We start from the raw sequence: 13671 nt of genomic DNA on the forward strand, positions 1-13671 counted from the left end.
TATTCACTTTTTTCATATGAGATGATTCATCCTCGTCCCATTCCCTTATATCGGCAACAACATTGTTACTGAAAAACCACTTGTCCCATCTACAATAATTTTACCGTTTACAGACGCTGTTCGCTCCTCCATCCCCATAATACCGAGACCTTTTTTAACAAGAGCTGCTCCCTTACCATTATCCTTCACTTGTACTTTGACCATCTTGTTAAGTACATGAATATCTATTGAGATAACTGTCGCATCAGCGTATTTCATCGCATTTGTTAACGCCTCCGTAACATTTTCACCGATAATCTTCCATTGAATTGGAGAAATCATATCTAAGTTTCCTTTATATACGAAAGGAATATTTACATCATGCTTACTGGCAAATTCCTCTATGAATAATTTCATACGATGAATGCCAATTTGTTCAGTTGGCGGCTTCATATTTTTTAATGTAATCCGAATGCTTTCAATGCCGCCTTTCGAAATATGAATTGCATTTTGTAATAACTCAGCAGATTTCACTTTATCTATTTCCATTAATCTCTTTGCTGCTTCCATTTGAATAAGTGCACCCGTCATCGAGTGACCAATTTTATCATGAATTTCTTGAGATAATCGATTTCTCTCCTCTAACTTAAATGTGTATTCTGATTGCCTTATGTAATCTTTATTTTCATTTAAACTTTTCGTAAGTCTTTGTATGTCTTTTCTCATTTTATCATTTTGCATTTCGAGTTTTAATAATCGTGCTATATAGCGGTGGGCTATCGTTAAGGAAAAAAAACAAAATGCACTAATAAGTCCATACGTCATTTGAATACCTTCATCTATAAAAATAATAGGAAGGACCATAATGAAAAAGATTAACCATTTCTTTTCTATATAATAATTTGCAATTTCATATAAGTTCAAAGGTAAAAACAAAATAAAAAACGGATGAACTTTCCACGTAAATAGTATGATTACGCCAACTGACACGCAGATTAAAACCTTATTGTACGTATCTTTTTTTAATATAGAAATCATCACATTTATAGAAAGATATATAAGTAAAGTAAGTATAATCCACGGTAAGTTCGTAACATTTAAATGAATGTAGCTGAACACTATATATAAAAAGACAATAAGTTTACTTACAGTTAACCAAAATTCCATATCATTAATCTACTTTCCCCGTTAAGTAATAAATCGCAATTTGTGTGCGATGTTCAAGTCCAGTTTTCCCTAAAACTGATGTAATATAATTTGCAATCGTTCCTTCTGATATGAAAAGTTGCTTTGAAATCTCTTTATTCGAAAATCCTTTTGCAATTAATGCGATAATACTAAGCTCTCTTTCTGTGAAAAGGCTCTTATCTATTTTAGACTCCGTTTCTTTATTTTCTAGTAAATTACTCTTAATTTTATCAAGCACCACATCTTGCATAACAGTTTGGCCGTTATATACTCCTTTTATTGCATCACGAATACGCTCCGGATCGTTATTTTTTAATAAATAACCTTTCGCTCCGTTTTTCACTGCGTCCAAAATATATTCATCATCATCAAACGTCGTTAAAATAAGAGGTTTCGTTTTTGTCTCTTCACAAATTAACTTCGTCGCCTCTACCCCATTCATGTTTGGCATACGAACATCTAAAAGCACAATATCCACTTCATATTTTTTACAATACGCTACAGCTTCTTTTCCATCATTCACAGTTTCTAATACTTCGAATTCCTTGTATGTATTTAAAATAATTTTCATGCCTTCTCTAATAAAAGAATTATCATCTGCTATTAATATTTTAATTTTCATGTTTGTTAGTATGGACCTGCCCCCACTAACATTCACATCCTTTCTCCGTGTAACATTTCCTTCTTGCTCATTATATACTTCGCCTTACCATTTTTTCACACCTTTTTCATATAGCACCTTCGCTAAAAATATATTATTCTTTTTTTACAACATGTGTAGGGTGACTTATCATTTCTTACGTCTATATAATAGAATGCGTCAAAAGGAGGGAGAGACCGATTGAGGAAGAACAATTAATTGAAAAAGCACAGCAAGGAAGTGAGCATGCTTTTCGTATCCTTGTACAAACGTATCGTCATTATATTTTCCAAGTTATCTTTTCTATTTTAAGACATGAAGAAGATGCCCAAGATGTGACACAAGAAGTATTCGTAAAAATTCACGCCTCTCTCCCTAATTATCAATTTCGCGGATTAAAAACGTGGATGGCACGTATTGCCACCAATCACGCTATTGATTATAAGAGGAAAAAAGCTAGAGAAAACGAAGAACTCTCCTTATGTAAAGAAACTGAAGAAAATATAAAATCCTCTCATAATATTGAGGCTTTATTATTGACGAAAGAGCAAAAATTACTCATTGCTCAAAAGCTAAGAGAACTACCCGAAAATTACCGTGACGTTGTTCTCGCACATTACTTAGAAGAAAAAAGCTATCAAGAAATTGCTTTGCAGGAAAACATCGAAGTGAAAACAGTCGAAATGAAACTGTATAGGGCAAGAAAATGGATTAAAAAACATTGGAAGGAGGAAGAGTTTTTATGACGCATTATTCAAAAGAAGATTGGCGCAATTATACACTAGATCTTATATCAAACAATGAACGTGAATCTATGGAAGAGCATCTTTATGAATGTGATCATTGTTTAGCACTTTATATGGAAAGTATTGATGAACAAAACGAAAACCTTCCAATGATAAATGATGATTCATTTACAAACGAAGTTATGGCACAAATTAATTTTGAAACGCTACAATCTAATGAAAATATGAAATCAAGCCAACTAAAGCGCACGATCATTCACTACATAATTGCGACTGCGGCTACAATCATTTTTATGGCAAGTGGTTTATTCCATTATATTTTCACAGCTACATCTAATTTCGAGAAATCTTCGAAACATAATGAGACTTCCATCTCACAACAATTTGTAAACAAAACGATGCACACATCAAAAAAGGACGGAGGTTTAAAGCATGAATAAAAATCCCTTTTTAGCGCTTGTTTTAGGGCTAATTCCTGGACTTGGACATTTATATTTAAAGAGGATAGGACGTTTTATTCTATATAGCGGAGGATCTTTATTTCTATTTATCTTTGCAGCATTTTGTACAATAGCATTAGGAGAGCGCAATATTGCTTTTCTTTCTCTATTTTTACTAACAGTGTTATGGGTGATCAACTTAATGGATTTAGTTATCACTATTATAAATCAATCGAAAAAACAAGTAGCCGGACAATTTACAGAGTCCTCTAAAGAAAGTGAACGATTTTATATCATTCTCTTATCGATTATTCCTGGACTTGGTCATTTCCAATTAGGGCTTATGCAGCGTGGCCTTACATTTTTAGTAGCTTGTACAGGGATAGGAAGTATGATTATATTCGTTGCTCTCTTAACATCTCAAGGAAGTTTCCTTATCTTTCTCGTTACGTTACCTGTTTTATGGATCTATAACTTCTTCGATGCCGTTCAACAACTACAGAAAAAAGAACGTGGTGAGCAATTAGTTGATCGTACTATTTTCGAAGAGTTTGAAGAACATCGAGAACAAGGAAAGAAAAGTAAAACATTCGCTTCTATTTTAGCAATGTTTCCTGGAGCAGGACATATGTACTTAGGCTTACAGCGTCGTGGCCTTCAGCTTATGGCAGCCTTTTTACTATCTATTTATTTACTTGATTTATTAAGACTTTCTGCCTTCTTATTTTTAGTACCAATTATTTGGTTTTATAGCTTTTTTGATACTTTACAGCAAACAGCAAAATACGGAAAAGAACGTGTAAATGACGAACCTATTATCGATTATTTCATAAATCATCAAAGATGGATCGGCATTGGGTTAATTGCGTTAGGTGGTTATTATTTATTAGATCAAACTCTTCTTCCTATTTTAGACGAGTATGTTTCTGTTATTTTTAATATTCATCTTACAGAATTATATTATCGCTATTTCCAAACATCCATCGTTGCTCTCCTCTTAATTGGTGGCGGCTTTAAATTGTTACTTGGAAATAAAGAAAGAAAAGGTGGTACAAAAGAATGAGAACATGGCGCGTTGGAACATTCTCGATGGGAATTTCAATTATTTTATTAGGTTGTTTCTTACTATTTTCAGTCGCAAAAGGAGTTCAAGCATTAGATACATTAACAGCATGGTGGCCTGTGTTACTTATCATACTTGGCGCTGAAATTTTACTATACCTTCTATTTTCTAAGAAGGAACAATCATTTATTAAATATGATATTTTTAGTATTTTCTTTATCGGAGTTTTAGGAAGCATTGGAATTGCTTTTTACTGTTTAGTATCAACTGGATTACTAGAAGAAGTTCGTCATTCTATTAACACAACTAGGCAAACGAGTAATATTCCAGACGGACAACTTGATATACCTGAATCTATCAAAAAAATCGTAGTGGATGCGGGGCATCACCCTCTAACGATAGAGGGAAATAATACAAATCAAATTCATCTTTTTGGAACATATGAAATGACGACGAAAGCTAATGATAAACTCAATTTAAAACAAGAGGATTTCCTTTCAGTCCAAACAGCTGGAGAAACGATGTATGTAACATTAAAATCATTACCGGTTCAGCATACGTTATTTAACTCAGCAGCACAGGTGAAACCCACGCTTGTTCTTCCGCAAAATAAAAATGTGGAGATTCGTGCTTCGAATAACGAACTATCTCTTTATCCAGGTCAATTACAAAATAATTGGTTTGTACAAAACAGCTCAAGCGTATCTGTTCATTTAGCAAAAGAAAGTGATGTATCTTTAACAGCCGTAACAAATCAAAAAGAAACTCACGGAAATACACCTTGGGAACAAGTAGAAAACTTAACGAAAAAAGAAGATAATTCTTCAGAAGAAAATCCAGAATTAAACGAACGAGAACATTGGTATAAAAACACGGTTAAAACAGGAAATGGGACATATAAAGTAAATATTGAGAAGGCTTATAATTTAAATATGAGCGTTATCGAAAAGTAAAAAACCTTCCACATTTGTGGAAGGTTTTTCTCATATAATCGCTTTTATTCCTTCTAAAACTAATCCAATCATAAAACCACAAACAGCCCCGTTCACACGGATCCACTGCAAATCTTTCCCCACATTATTTTCAATCATTTCGATTAATGTTTTATCATCTAGCTTATCAAGATTTTCTTGTACGAGCTTTCCAATTTTCGAATGATTTTTTTCAACAAGCGTGACAACTTGCTTTTGTAACCACTCTTCTATTTTTTGAACAGTCAGTGCGTCTTCTTTTACTTTATTAATTTGTGTTTTTAAAAATGGAACAAGGTATTTATTAGCAAATTCTTCATTTTGCACGAAGGTAACTGCTCTTTGTTGTACTTGCTCTAGCATCTCTTTTATTTTGTCAGTAGCATTCCAATTGGCAATCCATTTTTCTTTCCAATTCTCTAATTCCTGTAATAAAGCTTCGTTTTCTTTCACATTTATAAGCTCTTGACGAATCTTCATTACTATAAGTTGTCTTGTACTATTATCAGCATCTTGCAAGCTGTTAATATTGCTAATAATAAACTTTTGCAAAATGCCTCCAATTTTATCTTCATCTACAATATTCATAAACGATTTCAAAGTAAACTGTAAAAATCCATCTACTTTTATGTTTTCCATCGCCTTCATCCCTAAGCTTCCGAGCTGATAACGAGCTTCATCTTGAGCCGTCCAATCTTTCACTTTTACTAATATGTAATCAAGTGTTTTTTCATCATATTCTTGCACTACTAATTGATCAACAAGCATTTTTAATATGTTACTTGTGTCAATTGTATGCAAATATGTTTTTAATTCTTTTTCAATAATAACCGCTAATTTTTCCGTATCTATTTGAAGAATCGCTTTCTCAGCAATTGTTACAATCCCTTTTTTCACAGCATCAGACTGCAACTCTTTTTCAGCAATTTGCAGTACCATTTGTGCTAGCTGCATTTCTTTTACTTTACTTGTAATACTTTCTTTCGTCAGCCATTCATTTTCTAACGTAGAAACGAGCCCCTTTGTTACCCGCTTCCGATTTTTAGGTAATAATGCTGTATGTGGAATCGGAATTCCCAACGGATGACGGAATAAAGCTGTAACCGCAAACCAATCCGCAAGCCCGCCGACTAATCCCGCTTCAAATCCCCCTTGTATAATTTCCCCTGCTACCGTCCCTTGAAAAGGGATAGAAGCCGCAAAGCCTACCCCCATAACTCCAAGCGAAATACCCGCTATATATTTTGTCTGTAATGACATCGTATACACACATCCTCTTATTATATAAAATAAAGCTTTTCTTATTATATTTAATCAATATTAGCAATCCTTTATATCTATACTATAAAGAACTAGGGTGAAAATAACAAAGTTTTTATAATGATTCCTATAAGTATCAAAAAAATAAATGGGCTAAATTTAGAAATGTTTTATTATCTCTATTACTATTTAATTAAAATATTGGTTTTGAAGAAGGAATTATATTTGGAGGATACCTTTTGCCAAGGTTAGTTATCTTATTAGGAAGGTTTTAAGGAACATTTCTTACTTATACATTTTTTGGAATTACTCATTCATTTATACCGAGTATTTAAAGTGATACTTCTAAAGAGCTAAGAGACTGGATAGGAGCTGCTCTTGTTGAACATTTGCTATACACTTTTATTTTTACACTCGTCATAATAATTTACTCCTCCCTATTTTTTAAACATTCCATATAAATAAAAGAAAAATGAGGCTGCAAATAGCCTCATTTTTCTTTTAACGTCAATTTCACACCTTTTTTATAATACTCACTCATTACATCTTCTGGTACCATACTCCCACCAGTTCCCCATACAATATGTGTACCTTTCTTTACCTTTTCCGTTAACTGATGTTTTTGTAAATACTCATTTTCAGCTTTACATACATTTAACGGACCTATCATACCTGCTAACGCAGAAGGCTCTAAGTAAATGTTTTCAGTATCAGCCAGTTCTTTTAACAATCTATACAACTCTTCATCGCTTACTGTATAATTCCCGCTCAAAAACGGTTCCATCGTTTTACCGACAAATCCTGATGGTCTTCCTACCGCAAGTCCATCAGCTTCTGTTATATTATCAATGCCGATTTCTTGAACAGAAATTTTATCGTGAAGTCCCGTCATTAAACCTAGTAGCATACATGGAGAGTGCGTAGGCTCAGCAAAGAAACAATGAACATTGTCTTTATACAATAACTTTAAACCGAATGCTACTCCACCTGGGCCCCCACCGACTCCGCACGGAAGATAAACGAATAAAGGATGTTCTTCATCTACTACAATCTCTAACTCTTCTAATTGTTTTTGCAAACGAGACGCTGCTACTGCGTATCCTAAAAATAAGTCATGTGAATTTTCATCATCAACAAAATAACAACTAGGATCAGCATCTGCTTGTTGACGTCCTTCTTCTACCGCTTTACTATAATCAGCTTCATATTCAATAACGTTTACATTTTTGCTTCTTAATAAATCTTTTTTCCATTCTTTTGCGTCTGCTGACATATGAACTGTCACATTGAAACCTAATTTCGCACTCATAATGCCGATGCTAAGCCCTAAATTTCCTGTCGAACCTACCGCAATAGAATATTTCGCAAAAAACTCTCTAAATCTATCACTATCTAAAATTGAATAATTATCTTGCTCAGTTAACATTCCATGCTGCAAAGCTATTTGCTCAGCATGTTTCAACACTTCATAAATGCCACCTCTTGCCTTTATTGATCCTGATATTGGAAGATGACTATCACACTTTAATAATAATCCTCCTAAAATAGGTTGCCCGTAATTTTTCTCTAAAGATTGTTTCATAGAAGGTATTTTCACTAAAGGAGATTCTATCATTCCGCTCGTTTCTTTCGTTTCAGGAAAAACCTTTGCAATATATGGTGCGAAGCGTTTTAACCTCTCTTCTGCATCTTTTACATTTTCTTCATTAAGCGGTGAACCTTTTATCGCCGTTTCATACTTTTCCGTATTCGGGTTCACCCAAAATACTTCTTCCGTTGCAATAAGGTTGTTTAATAGTGGGTATCGTTCTTTTAATGCCTCTATCTCCTTCATTCCTCTTCCTCCTCATATCCTTGTAGCTAGCCATACAATAAATTATAATTGAATTAATTTTAATATAGTTTAACACAAAATTCAGTTTTAGTTAATTTTAATTTAATTTATTTAAATATAATTTAATAACTATTAAGGAGAATTTATTATGGAAAATATAGATATTGGTAAAAAAATTGAAAGACAAAGAAAAGAAAAAGGGTTAACTAGTAAAGAACTAGCAAAGTTGGCGGAAATTACACCATCTATGCTTAGTCAAATTGAACGTGGTTCTGCTAATCCTTCCATTCAAACATTAAAGGTACTCGCAAAAGCTCTTGATGTTCCAACATTTAGTTTTTTACTTGAAGAAACAAATACAGACGATTTAATCGTTCGTTCTAATAAACGAAAAAAAATGATTATTGATAATTTATCATATGAATTGTTATCGCCTGATTTCACAGGAAATTTAGCAACAGCAATTATGACTGTTCCTCCAAATACTTCTTCATCAGAAAATCCTTTAGAACATAAAGGAGAAGAATTAGCATTTGTATTAGACGGGAAAATTACATTGTATTTAAATGACGAGGAATACATATTAGAAACTGGTGATAGTGTAAAAATACCGGCTTATCTAAAGCATAAATGGGTGAATCAATTCGAGAAAAATGCAATTGTTTTATTTTCTGTTACTCCGCCGATTTTTTAGTTCATATTATGAAAATGAAAACTGGGTAATCCTAAAAAACACGGATTACCCTTCTTTATTACATGATACAGTTAAATTATCGTTAAAAATTCAGCAATTGGGCCAAGTACGAGCACTGGTAAAAATGTTAATGCACCTACTATACATATTGTCCCTAACAAAATCCCGCCAAATAAACGAGTATCAGTTTGAAAGGTTCCTATCGTTTCAGGGATAATCTTCTTCTTTTTAAGCCCTACTGCAACAGCAAGCATTGTAATGATTCCAAAATACCTACCAATATACATTACAATACCAGTTGAAAGATTCCAAAACGGTGTATTATCTTTTAACCCTTCAAATCCAGATCCATTATTAACAGCTGACGACGTATATTCATATATTACTTGAGTTAAACCGTGAAAACCAGGATTGGAAATGGCATCCGTTCCATGATAAGTCGAAAAAGCAATTGCCGCCGCTCCAAGAATAAGTAATGGCTGAGATACAATCGTAATCGCGATTAACTTCATTTCTTTTCCTTCCAATTTCTTATTCAAAAATTCCGGTGTACGGCCGATCATCAATCCTGCTAAAAACACAGCAATCATCGCATACATGATTATATTCATAAACCCAACTCCAATACCACCAAACACTGCTCCTAAAAGCATGTTTACAAGCGGGACCATCCCTCCAATTGGCGTTAACGTGTCATGAGTCGTATTGACCCCACCAGTACCAGAGGCACTTGTAACATTCGCGTAAAGAGCTGAAGAAATAACACCGAGACGCGTTTCTTTCCCTTCCATATTTCCTTGTGAACTTTCTAATCCTAATTGATTTAATAGCGGATTCCCCTTTAATTCAGTCGTAGCAAGAACCGAGAAACCAATTATAAAAAGAATAAGCATTGATATAAAAAGCATTCTTCCTTGCTTTCGATTACCGACCATTCTCCCATATACAAATGGAAACGCCATTGGCATTAGCATTTGTAATACCATCTGCAACACATTACTGACCATATTAGGATTTTCGAAAGGGTGTGCAGAAACCGTTCCAAAAAATCCGCCACCGTTGTCACCTAGTTCTTTAATAGATAATAAAGAAGCTACCGGCCCGCGTGGAAGCTCTTGTATTGTTCCTGCTACCGTTTTCACAGTTACTGTTGGATCAAGGGTTTGCGGTACTCCTAATAATACAAATAACAATGATGTTATAAACGCAATCGGCAGAAGTACACGTATAATAGATTGAACAAAATCAACAAAAAAGTTCCCAATTCTTTTCCCAGCCAATAGACGAATAAATGTAATACCTACCGCCATTGAAGTTGCTGGAGCCGCGAACATCATAAACGTTACGCCTATCATTTGAGAAAAATGCGATAAACTACTTTCACCACCATAATGTTGTAAATTTGCATTCGTCATAAACGTAATCGCTGTATGAAAAGCTAAAGTAGGTTCTAATCCTTCAAAATGATTAGGGTTTAACGGCAATATTCCTTGTAACCTAAAAATAGCATATACGACTACAATAAAAGAAAAATTCGTCATTAATAAGCAAAAGATATATCTTTTACCACTTTGACTATGACCTTTAACTCCAGTCACTTTAAATAATACTGTTTCTATCGGTCCAAATACTTTTTGAAATGAATGATGCTTTTGAAAAGCGTTATATAAATAATCTCCCATAGGTTTTGCGATTAACACGAATAGACCAATTGTAATTAGACTTGTAAACCAGCTCATTCTTTTCTCCCTCTCTTTAAGAATACATATTTTCATTTTTTGCTACTAAGAGAATAAAAAAAGAAAACACTAGGTTGCACCTAGTGTTTTATATACACAAGTCCCCCCTCTCAAAACGCTGACGAGGTTAGCTGTCGGATTCGGACCTTGAGAGTAGCCCTACCTATAAAAAGGATTCACCCCTAGTGCCATATGCACAAATTTGGTTCCCCCGCTCCATAATGGATTAAGCGATACATATTCGGCTGCCAAATACAAATTGAGCTATTCTGTCTGTAAATATACTCCTCTGAATTGTACTTGTAAAGAGAGAAATATAATTCTCTTTTTACAACAAACTATTACAAAATAACTATTAAAAATAGCCATGCACGGATGCTCTCCGTACATGGCTATTTTTATTTTTTTGGCACTAACAAAATACCTAAACTAATAACACAAAAACTCATTATTTGCTGTATAGACAGACCCAATAGAATCGAGTTTTGTTCACTAATTAGCGAAAGGAGTATATGAGCTATTCCTTCACAGATTAGAAAGAAGCTTATATTCTTTCTATTTCCTAATCTTTCATTCTTTAACCATAACGAGCCTATTATACAAAGTGCGAGTACAATTTCATACACGAAAATAGGATGATATAAAAATTTAGATTCATATATTTTCACACCCCAAGGCACTGTAGTTTGTACACCTAATTTTTGATGAAATAGAAAATAAAAAATAATACTCATGCATAGTCCAAAAGGCAATGCATCAAGTAAAATACGAAGCGAAAATTGCTTCTTTTTACTTTTCCAAACAATGTATATACTTGCAATTATGCACCCCACTATAATGTGCTGAATACTTCCTACAGCTAATAACGCTTGCAATGGCGATCCTATTGCCCATACTGGATTTAAAATTGCCGGTGCAAATTTCCATACAAATACGATGATAAGAAAAGCATTTGTTACAACATCCATCATTTTTTCATATGATACATTTTGGTGCCTCATCTTTCGTTTCATCAGTATAAATCCAAATAGACTTCCTATTATAAGCGATACTGGTTGTAACCTCACTACCCACTCCATCACTATAAAATCCCCTCTTAATTCTCAATTAATTTCTTAAACTTCTCTTCTAATTGTTCTGGAGGTAATACCCCTCGTGCTTGATCTACTATAATTCCATCTTTATTAACAAAAAATGTCGTTGGTAACGAGAATACTTTATAATCGATTCCAGCTACTCCATCCATATCTAATAGAACAGGAAATTTAAATCCGTGACGATCTGCAAATGCGCTCGCTTCTTGTACTGGATCCCCGATAGTTGCATTTACCGCAAAGATTTCAACATCCTTTTTATATTTATCATACAAACGAACTAAGTCAGGAGCCTCCATTTCACATGGGCCACACCATGATGCCCAAAAATTAATAATATATGGTTTTCCCTTTGCATCATTTAACGAATAAAGCTTCCCATCTAATCCTTTTAATGTTATGTTCGGCGCTTTAAATCCCACTTGTGGTAATACTTCTTTCTCTTGTAACTCCGCTTGTTTCGCTTTTCTTTCTTTTTCTTCTTTCTTAGTATTATAAAAGTTAACTCCTGCCCAAATTAATGCCCCGGCTAATATAATAACAATTAGTTTCTTCACTTTTCTGCCTCCTCATTTCTAAAATCCTGTAATATATGATAAATAAGATGGATATAGTGGTAAAGAACATGGTGATATAAATGAAAGTACCCCTGGCCCCACTACTAGCCAAATTGTTAGATCCGCTGCATTCATTTTATTCCTCCGCATTGCACTACGAGTTGTAGTGCTAATAAGTAAAAAAAGAGGCTATATGCACTCTCCGACAATAAGTACAATCGACATACAAAATAGCCCTAACGTAACATATACTGAATTTGTATGTAATGGTATATTGAGCTTAACAACTTTTTCATTCAACACTTGCTCGATCCGTAAATTAATTGCGGTTTTCGCAAATGAAGCTGTAATACATTTATTTTCCATCGTCTTTATTTTAATTAATTTTAATAACGCACTACCTAGCTCGAATGAAGATTTCATTTTTTGCATCGCATATTTATCAGCTGATAGCTCTTGATACACATGATAACGCTGTAGCATCCCTTTTAATATAGGAATATACATCATTCCTTCCGCTAACAGTGTAAAGAAAAATAATTTTAATGGATCTCGATTTTTTTGATGATACTCCTCATGTAAAACAATCGCATCAATTTCTTCCTCTGAAAACGACTGAAACATCCCTTCTGAAATTACAATTTTCGGTCGAAATAACCCAATTGTAAATGCTGTAATCTGTAACGTCGATAATACGTATACTCGCTTTCCTTTTCTTGTAATAGACACGAGATTTTTCTTCAATCTTTTACTATAAAAAAACTGCTTCCAAATTCTTTTACTTATAATGAATATAGTAAATAACAGTAATCCAGCCATCATAATGCGGAGTATTGATAGTTCCCTCATATGCTTTTGCAATTCAAATAAACAAAACTGTGAAAGAAAAAATGCTTTATTTTGAAAAAGAAATGGGTATGTGACGTAGTATACTAACATACTAAAAAAAAGAACACTAATACTCACTGCTAACAAAACGATTTTACGCATTTGCCACTTCATGTTATCGGTCCTCTTTTTTTAGCTGATTTAATTTCTCTTCTAACCTTTTTATTAAAGACGGATCAGCTTGCTCTAACTCATCTATCATATGGTTCACAACAAGATCTCCAAATTCCCCCATTAATTCCTGTGTCATTTTCTTCGTTTGATTAGATAAAAATTCTTTTTTCGTTTGTGCAGCACGATATATGCCACTTCTTTTCACAATATGTTTTTCTAAATGTGCTTTCTCTACTAATCTGTTCATAACTGTCATTACAGTATTAAAATTCACCGGGGATTCTTCACTTAATTTTTGCTGTACTTCTTTAATAGTAATACCTTGAGTAGACCAAACAATTTCCATAATTTTCGCTTCAAGCGGTCCGAAAAAGTGATTTAATCCTTGCTCATTTAACTTGTAGTTTTGAGTAAACATATTATAACTCCTTTCACACTACAGATTGTAGTACGAAATAAATAAA

At 33.6% G+C, this 13671-nt stretch carries 14 protein-coding genes, 1 pseudogene and 1 riboswitch; of the genes and pseudogenes, 5 read left to right on the forward strand and 10 right to left on the reverse strand.

The features are described 5' to 3' along the window. Positions 1–45 precede the first annotated feature (45 nt). Both BAU28_RS26020 and BAU28_RS26025 read right to left on the reverse strand, forming a co-directional pair. Positions 46–1146 (reverse strand): sensor histidine kinase, encoded by a 1101-nt coding sequence (locus tag BAU28_RS26020; RefSeq protein ID WP_071720771.1) that lies wholly within the window; start codon positions 1144–1146, stop codon positions 46–48. A 4-nt stretch (positions 1147–1150) separates the two neighbouring features. Then, positions 1151–1789: a response regulator transcription factor gene (locus BAU28_RS26025; protein ID WP_071720773.1), complete on the reverse strand. Its 639-nt coding sequence runs from the start codon at positions 1787–1789 to the stop codon at positions 1151–1153. A gap of 275 nt (positions 1790–2064) precedes the next feature. On the opposite strand from BAU28_RS26025, the gene BAU28_RS26035 reads away from it, so the two are divergent. Genes BAU28_RS26035 through exsE form a run of 4 tightly spaced genes read left to right on the forward strand, consistent with a single transcriptional unit; the run spans position 2065 to position 5009 of the window. After that, positions 2065–2553 carry an RNA polymerase sigma factor gene (locus BAU28_RS26035; RefSeq protein WP_071720775.1) on the forward strand — a complete coding sequence of 163 codons (489 nt, stop codon included), beginning with the start codon at positions 2065–2067 and terminating at the stop codon, positions 2551–2553. After that, a complete protein-coding gene (locus BAU28_RS26040) occupies positions 2550–2993 on the forward strand; it encodes a hypothetical protein (protein WP_071720777.1) in 444 nt (147 codons plus the stop codon). Before BAU28_RS26035 ends, BAU28_RS26040 begins: the two co-directional genes overlap by 4 nt. After that, on the forward strand, positions 2986–4056 hold the full coding sequence (locus BAU28_RS26045) for a hypothetical protein (RefSeq protein WP_071720779.1): 1071 nt from the start codon (positions 2986–2988) through the stop codon (positions 4054–4056). Before BAU28_RS26040 ends, BAU28_RS26045 begins: the two co-directional genes overlap by 8 nt. After that, positions 4053–5009, forward strand: coding sequence for an exosporium protein ExsE (gene exsE / locus BAU28_RS26050; protein WP_071720781.1), 957 nt, complete (start codon positions 4053–4055; stop codon positions 5007–5009). Before BAU28_RS26045 ends, exsE begins: the two co-directional genes overlap by 4 nt. A 30-nt stretch (positions 5010–5039) precedes the next feature. Here exsE and BAU28_RS26055 read toward each other — a convergent pair whose 3' ends face one another. Continuing rightward, on the reverse strand, positions 5040–6287 hold the full coding sequence (locus BAU28_RS26055) for a DUF445 domain-containing protein (protein ID WP_071720782.1): 1248 nt from the start codon (positions 6285–6287) through the stop codon (positions 5040–5042). 490 nt (positions 6288–6777) lie between these two features. After that, the gene (locus BAU28_RS26065) at positions 6778–8121 is read right to left on the reverse strand and encodes a D-serine ammonia-lyase (protein ID WP_071720784.1); all 1344 of its coding nucleotides are present in this window, start codon (positions 8119–8121) and stop codon (positions 6778–6780) included. Between the two features lie 148 nt (positions 8122–8269). On the opposite strand from BAU28_RS26065, the gene BAU28_RS26070 reads away from it, so the two are divergent. Beyond that, positions 8270–8815, forward strand: coding sequence for a helix-turn-helix domain-containing protein (locus BAU28_RS26070; protein ID WP_048373415.1), 546 nt, complete (start codon positions 8270–8272; stop codon positions 8813–8815). 71 nt (positions 8816–8886) lie between these two features. On the opposite strand, the gene kdpA is transcribed toward BAU28_RS26070, so the two are convergent. The 6 genes and pseudogenes from kdpA to BAU28_RS26100 all read right to left on the reverse strand — a co-directional run bounded on the left by kdpA (position 8887) and on the right by BAU28_RS26100 (position 13625). After that, positions 8887–10554, reverse strand: a complete 1668-nt coding sequence (gene kdpA, locus BAU28_RS26075) for a potassium-transporting ATPase subunit KdpA (protein WP_048373413.1) — start codon at positions 10552–10554, stop codon at positions 8887–8889. A gap of 100 nt (positions 10555–10654) precedes the next feature. Further along, positions 10655–10797, reverse strand: a riboswitch (cyclic di-AMP (ydaO/yuaA leader). A gap of 155 nt (positions 10798–10952) precedes the next feature. Further along, positions 10953–11636, reverse strand: a complete 684-nt coding sequence (locus tag BAU28_RS26080; RefSeq protein ID WP_116500483.1) for a prolipoprotein diacylglyceryl transferase family protein — start codon at positions 11634–11636, stop codon at positions 10953–10955. A 14-nt stretch (positions 11637–11650) separates the two neighbouring features. After that, positions 11651–12205, reverse strand: coding sequence for a TlpA family protein disulfide reductase (locus BAU28_RS26085; protein WP_048373410.1), 555 nt, complete (start codon positions 12203–12205; stop codon positions 11651–11653). A gap of 24 nt (positions 12206–12229) precedes the next feature. Continuing rightward, positions 12230–12340: pseudogene (locus BAU28_RS26090) on the reverse strand (cytochrome c biogenesis protein CcdA); the annotation flags it as partial. A 54-nt stretch (positions 12341–12394) separates the two neighbouring features. Beyond that, a complete protein-coding gene (locus BAU28_RS26095; protein WP_048373408.1) occupies positions 12395–13207 on the reverse strand; it encodes a M56 family metallopeptidase in 813 nt (270 codons plus the stop codon). 1 nt (position 13208) lies between these two features. After that, complete coding sequence (locus BAU28_RS26100; protein ID WP_048373406.1) at positions 13209–13625, reverse strand: BlaI/MecI/CopY family transcriptional regulator; 417 nt, start codon at positions 13623–13625, stop codon at positions 13209–13211. Between the last annotated feature and the right edge of the window lie 46 nt (positions 13626–13671).

Origin of the sequence: Bacillus paramycoides (assembly GCF_001884235.1) — a bacterium.
In the GTDB taxonomy this organism is placed as follows: Bacteria; Bacillota; Bacilli; order Bacillales; family Bacillaceae_G; genus Bacillus_A; species Bacillus_A paramycoides.

Coding starts and splice junctions, on each gene's coding strand:
- BAU28_RS26070 (WP_048373415.1), top strand. CDS start 8,270: ATGGAAAATATAGATATTGGTAAAAAAATTGAAAGACAAAGAAAAGAA.
- BAU28_RS26100 (WP_048373406.1), bottom strand. CDS start 13,625: ATGTTTACTCAAAACTACAAGTTAAATGAGCAAGGATTAAATCACTTT.
- BAU28_RS26025 (WP_071720773.1), bottom strand. CDS start 1,789: ATGAAAATTAAAATATTAATAGCAGATGATAATTCTTTTATTAGAGAA.
- BAU28_RS26020 (WP_071720771.1), bottom strand. CDS start 1,146: ATGGAATTTTGGTTAACTGTAAGTAAACTTATTGTCTTTTTATATATA.
- BAU28_RS26055 (WP_071720782.1), bottom strand. CDS start 6,287: ATGTCATTACAGACAAAATATATAGCGGGTATTTCGCTTGGAGTTATG.
- BAU28_RS26065 (WP_071720784.1), bottom strand. CDS start 8,121: ATGAAGGAGATAGAGGCATTAAAAGAACGATACCCACTATTAAACAAC.
- kdpA (WP_048373413.1), bottom strand. CDS start 10,554: ATGAGCTGGTTTACAAGTCTAATTACAATTGGTCTATTCGTGTTAATC.
- BAU28_RS26095 (WP_048373408.1), bottom strand. CDS start 13,207: ATGAAGTGGCAAATGCGTAAAATCGTTTTGTTAGCAGTGAGTATTAGT.
- BAU28_RS26045 (WP_071720779.1), top strand. CDS start 2,986: ATGAATAAAAATCCCTTTTTAGCGCTTGTTTTAGGGCTAATTCCTGGA.
- BAU28_RS26040 (WP_071720777.1), top strand. CDS start 2,550: ATGACGCATTATTCAAAAGAAGATTGGCGCAATTATACACTAGATCTT.
- exsE (WP_071720781.1), top strand. CDS start 4,053: ATGAGAACATGGCGCGTTGGAACATTCTCGATGGGAATTTCAATTATT.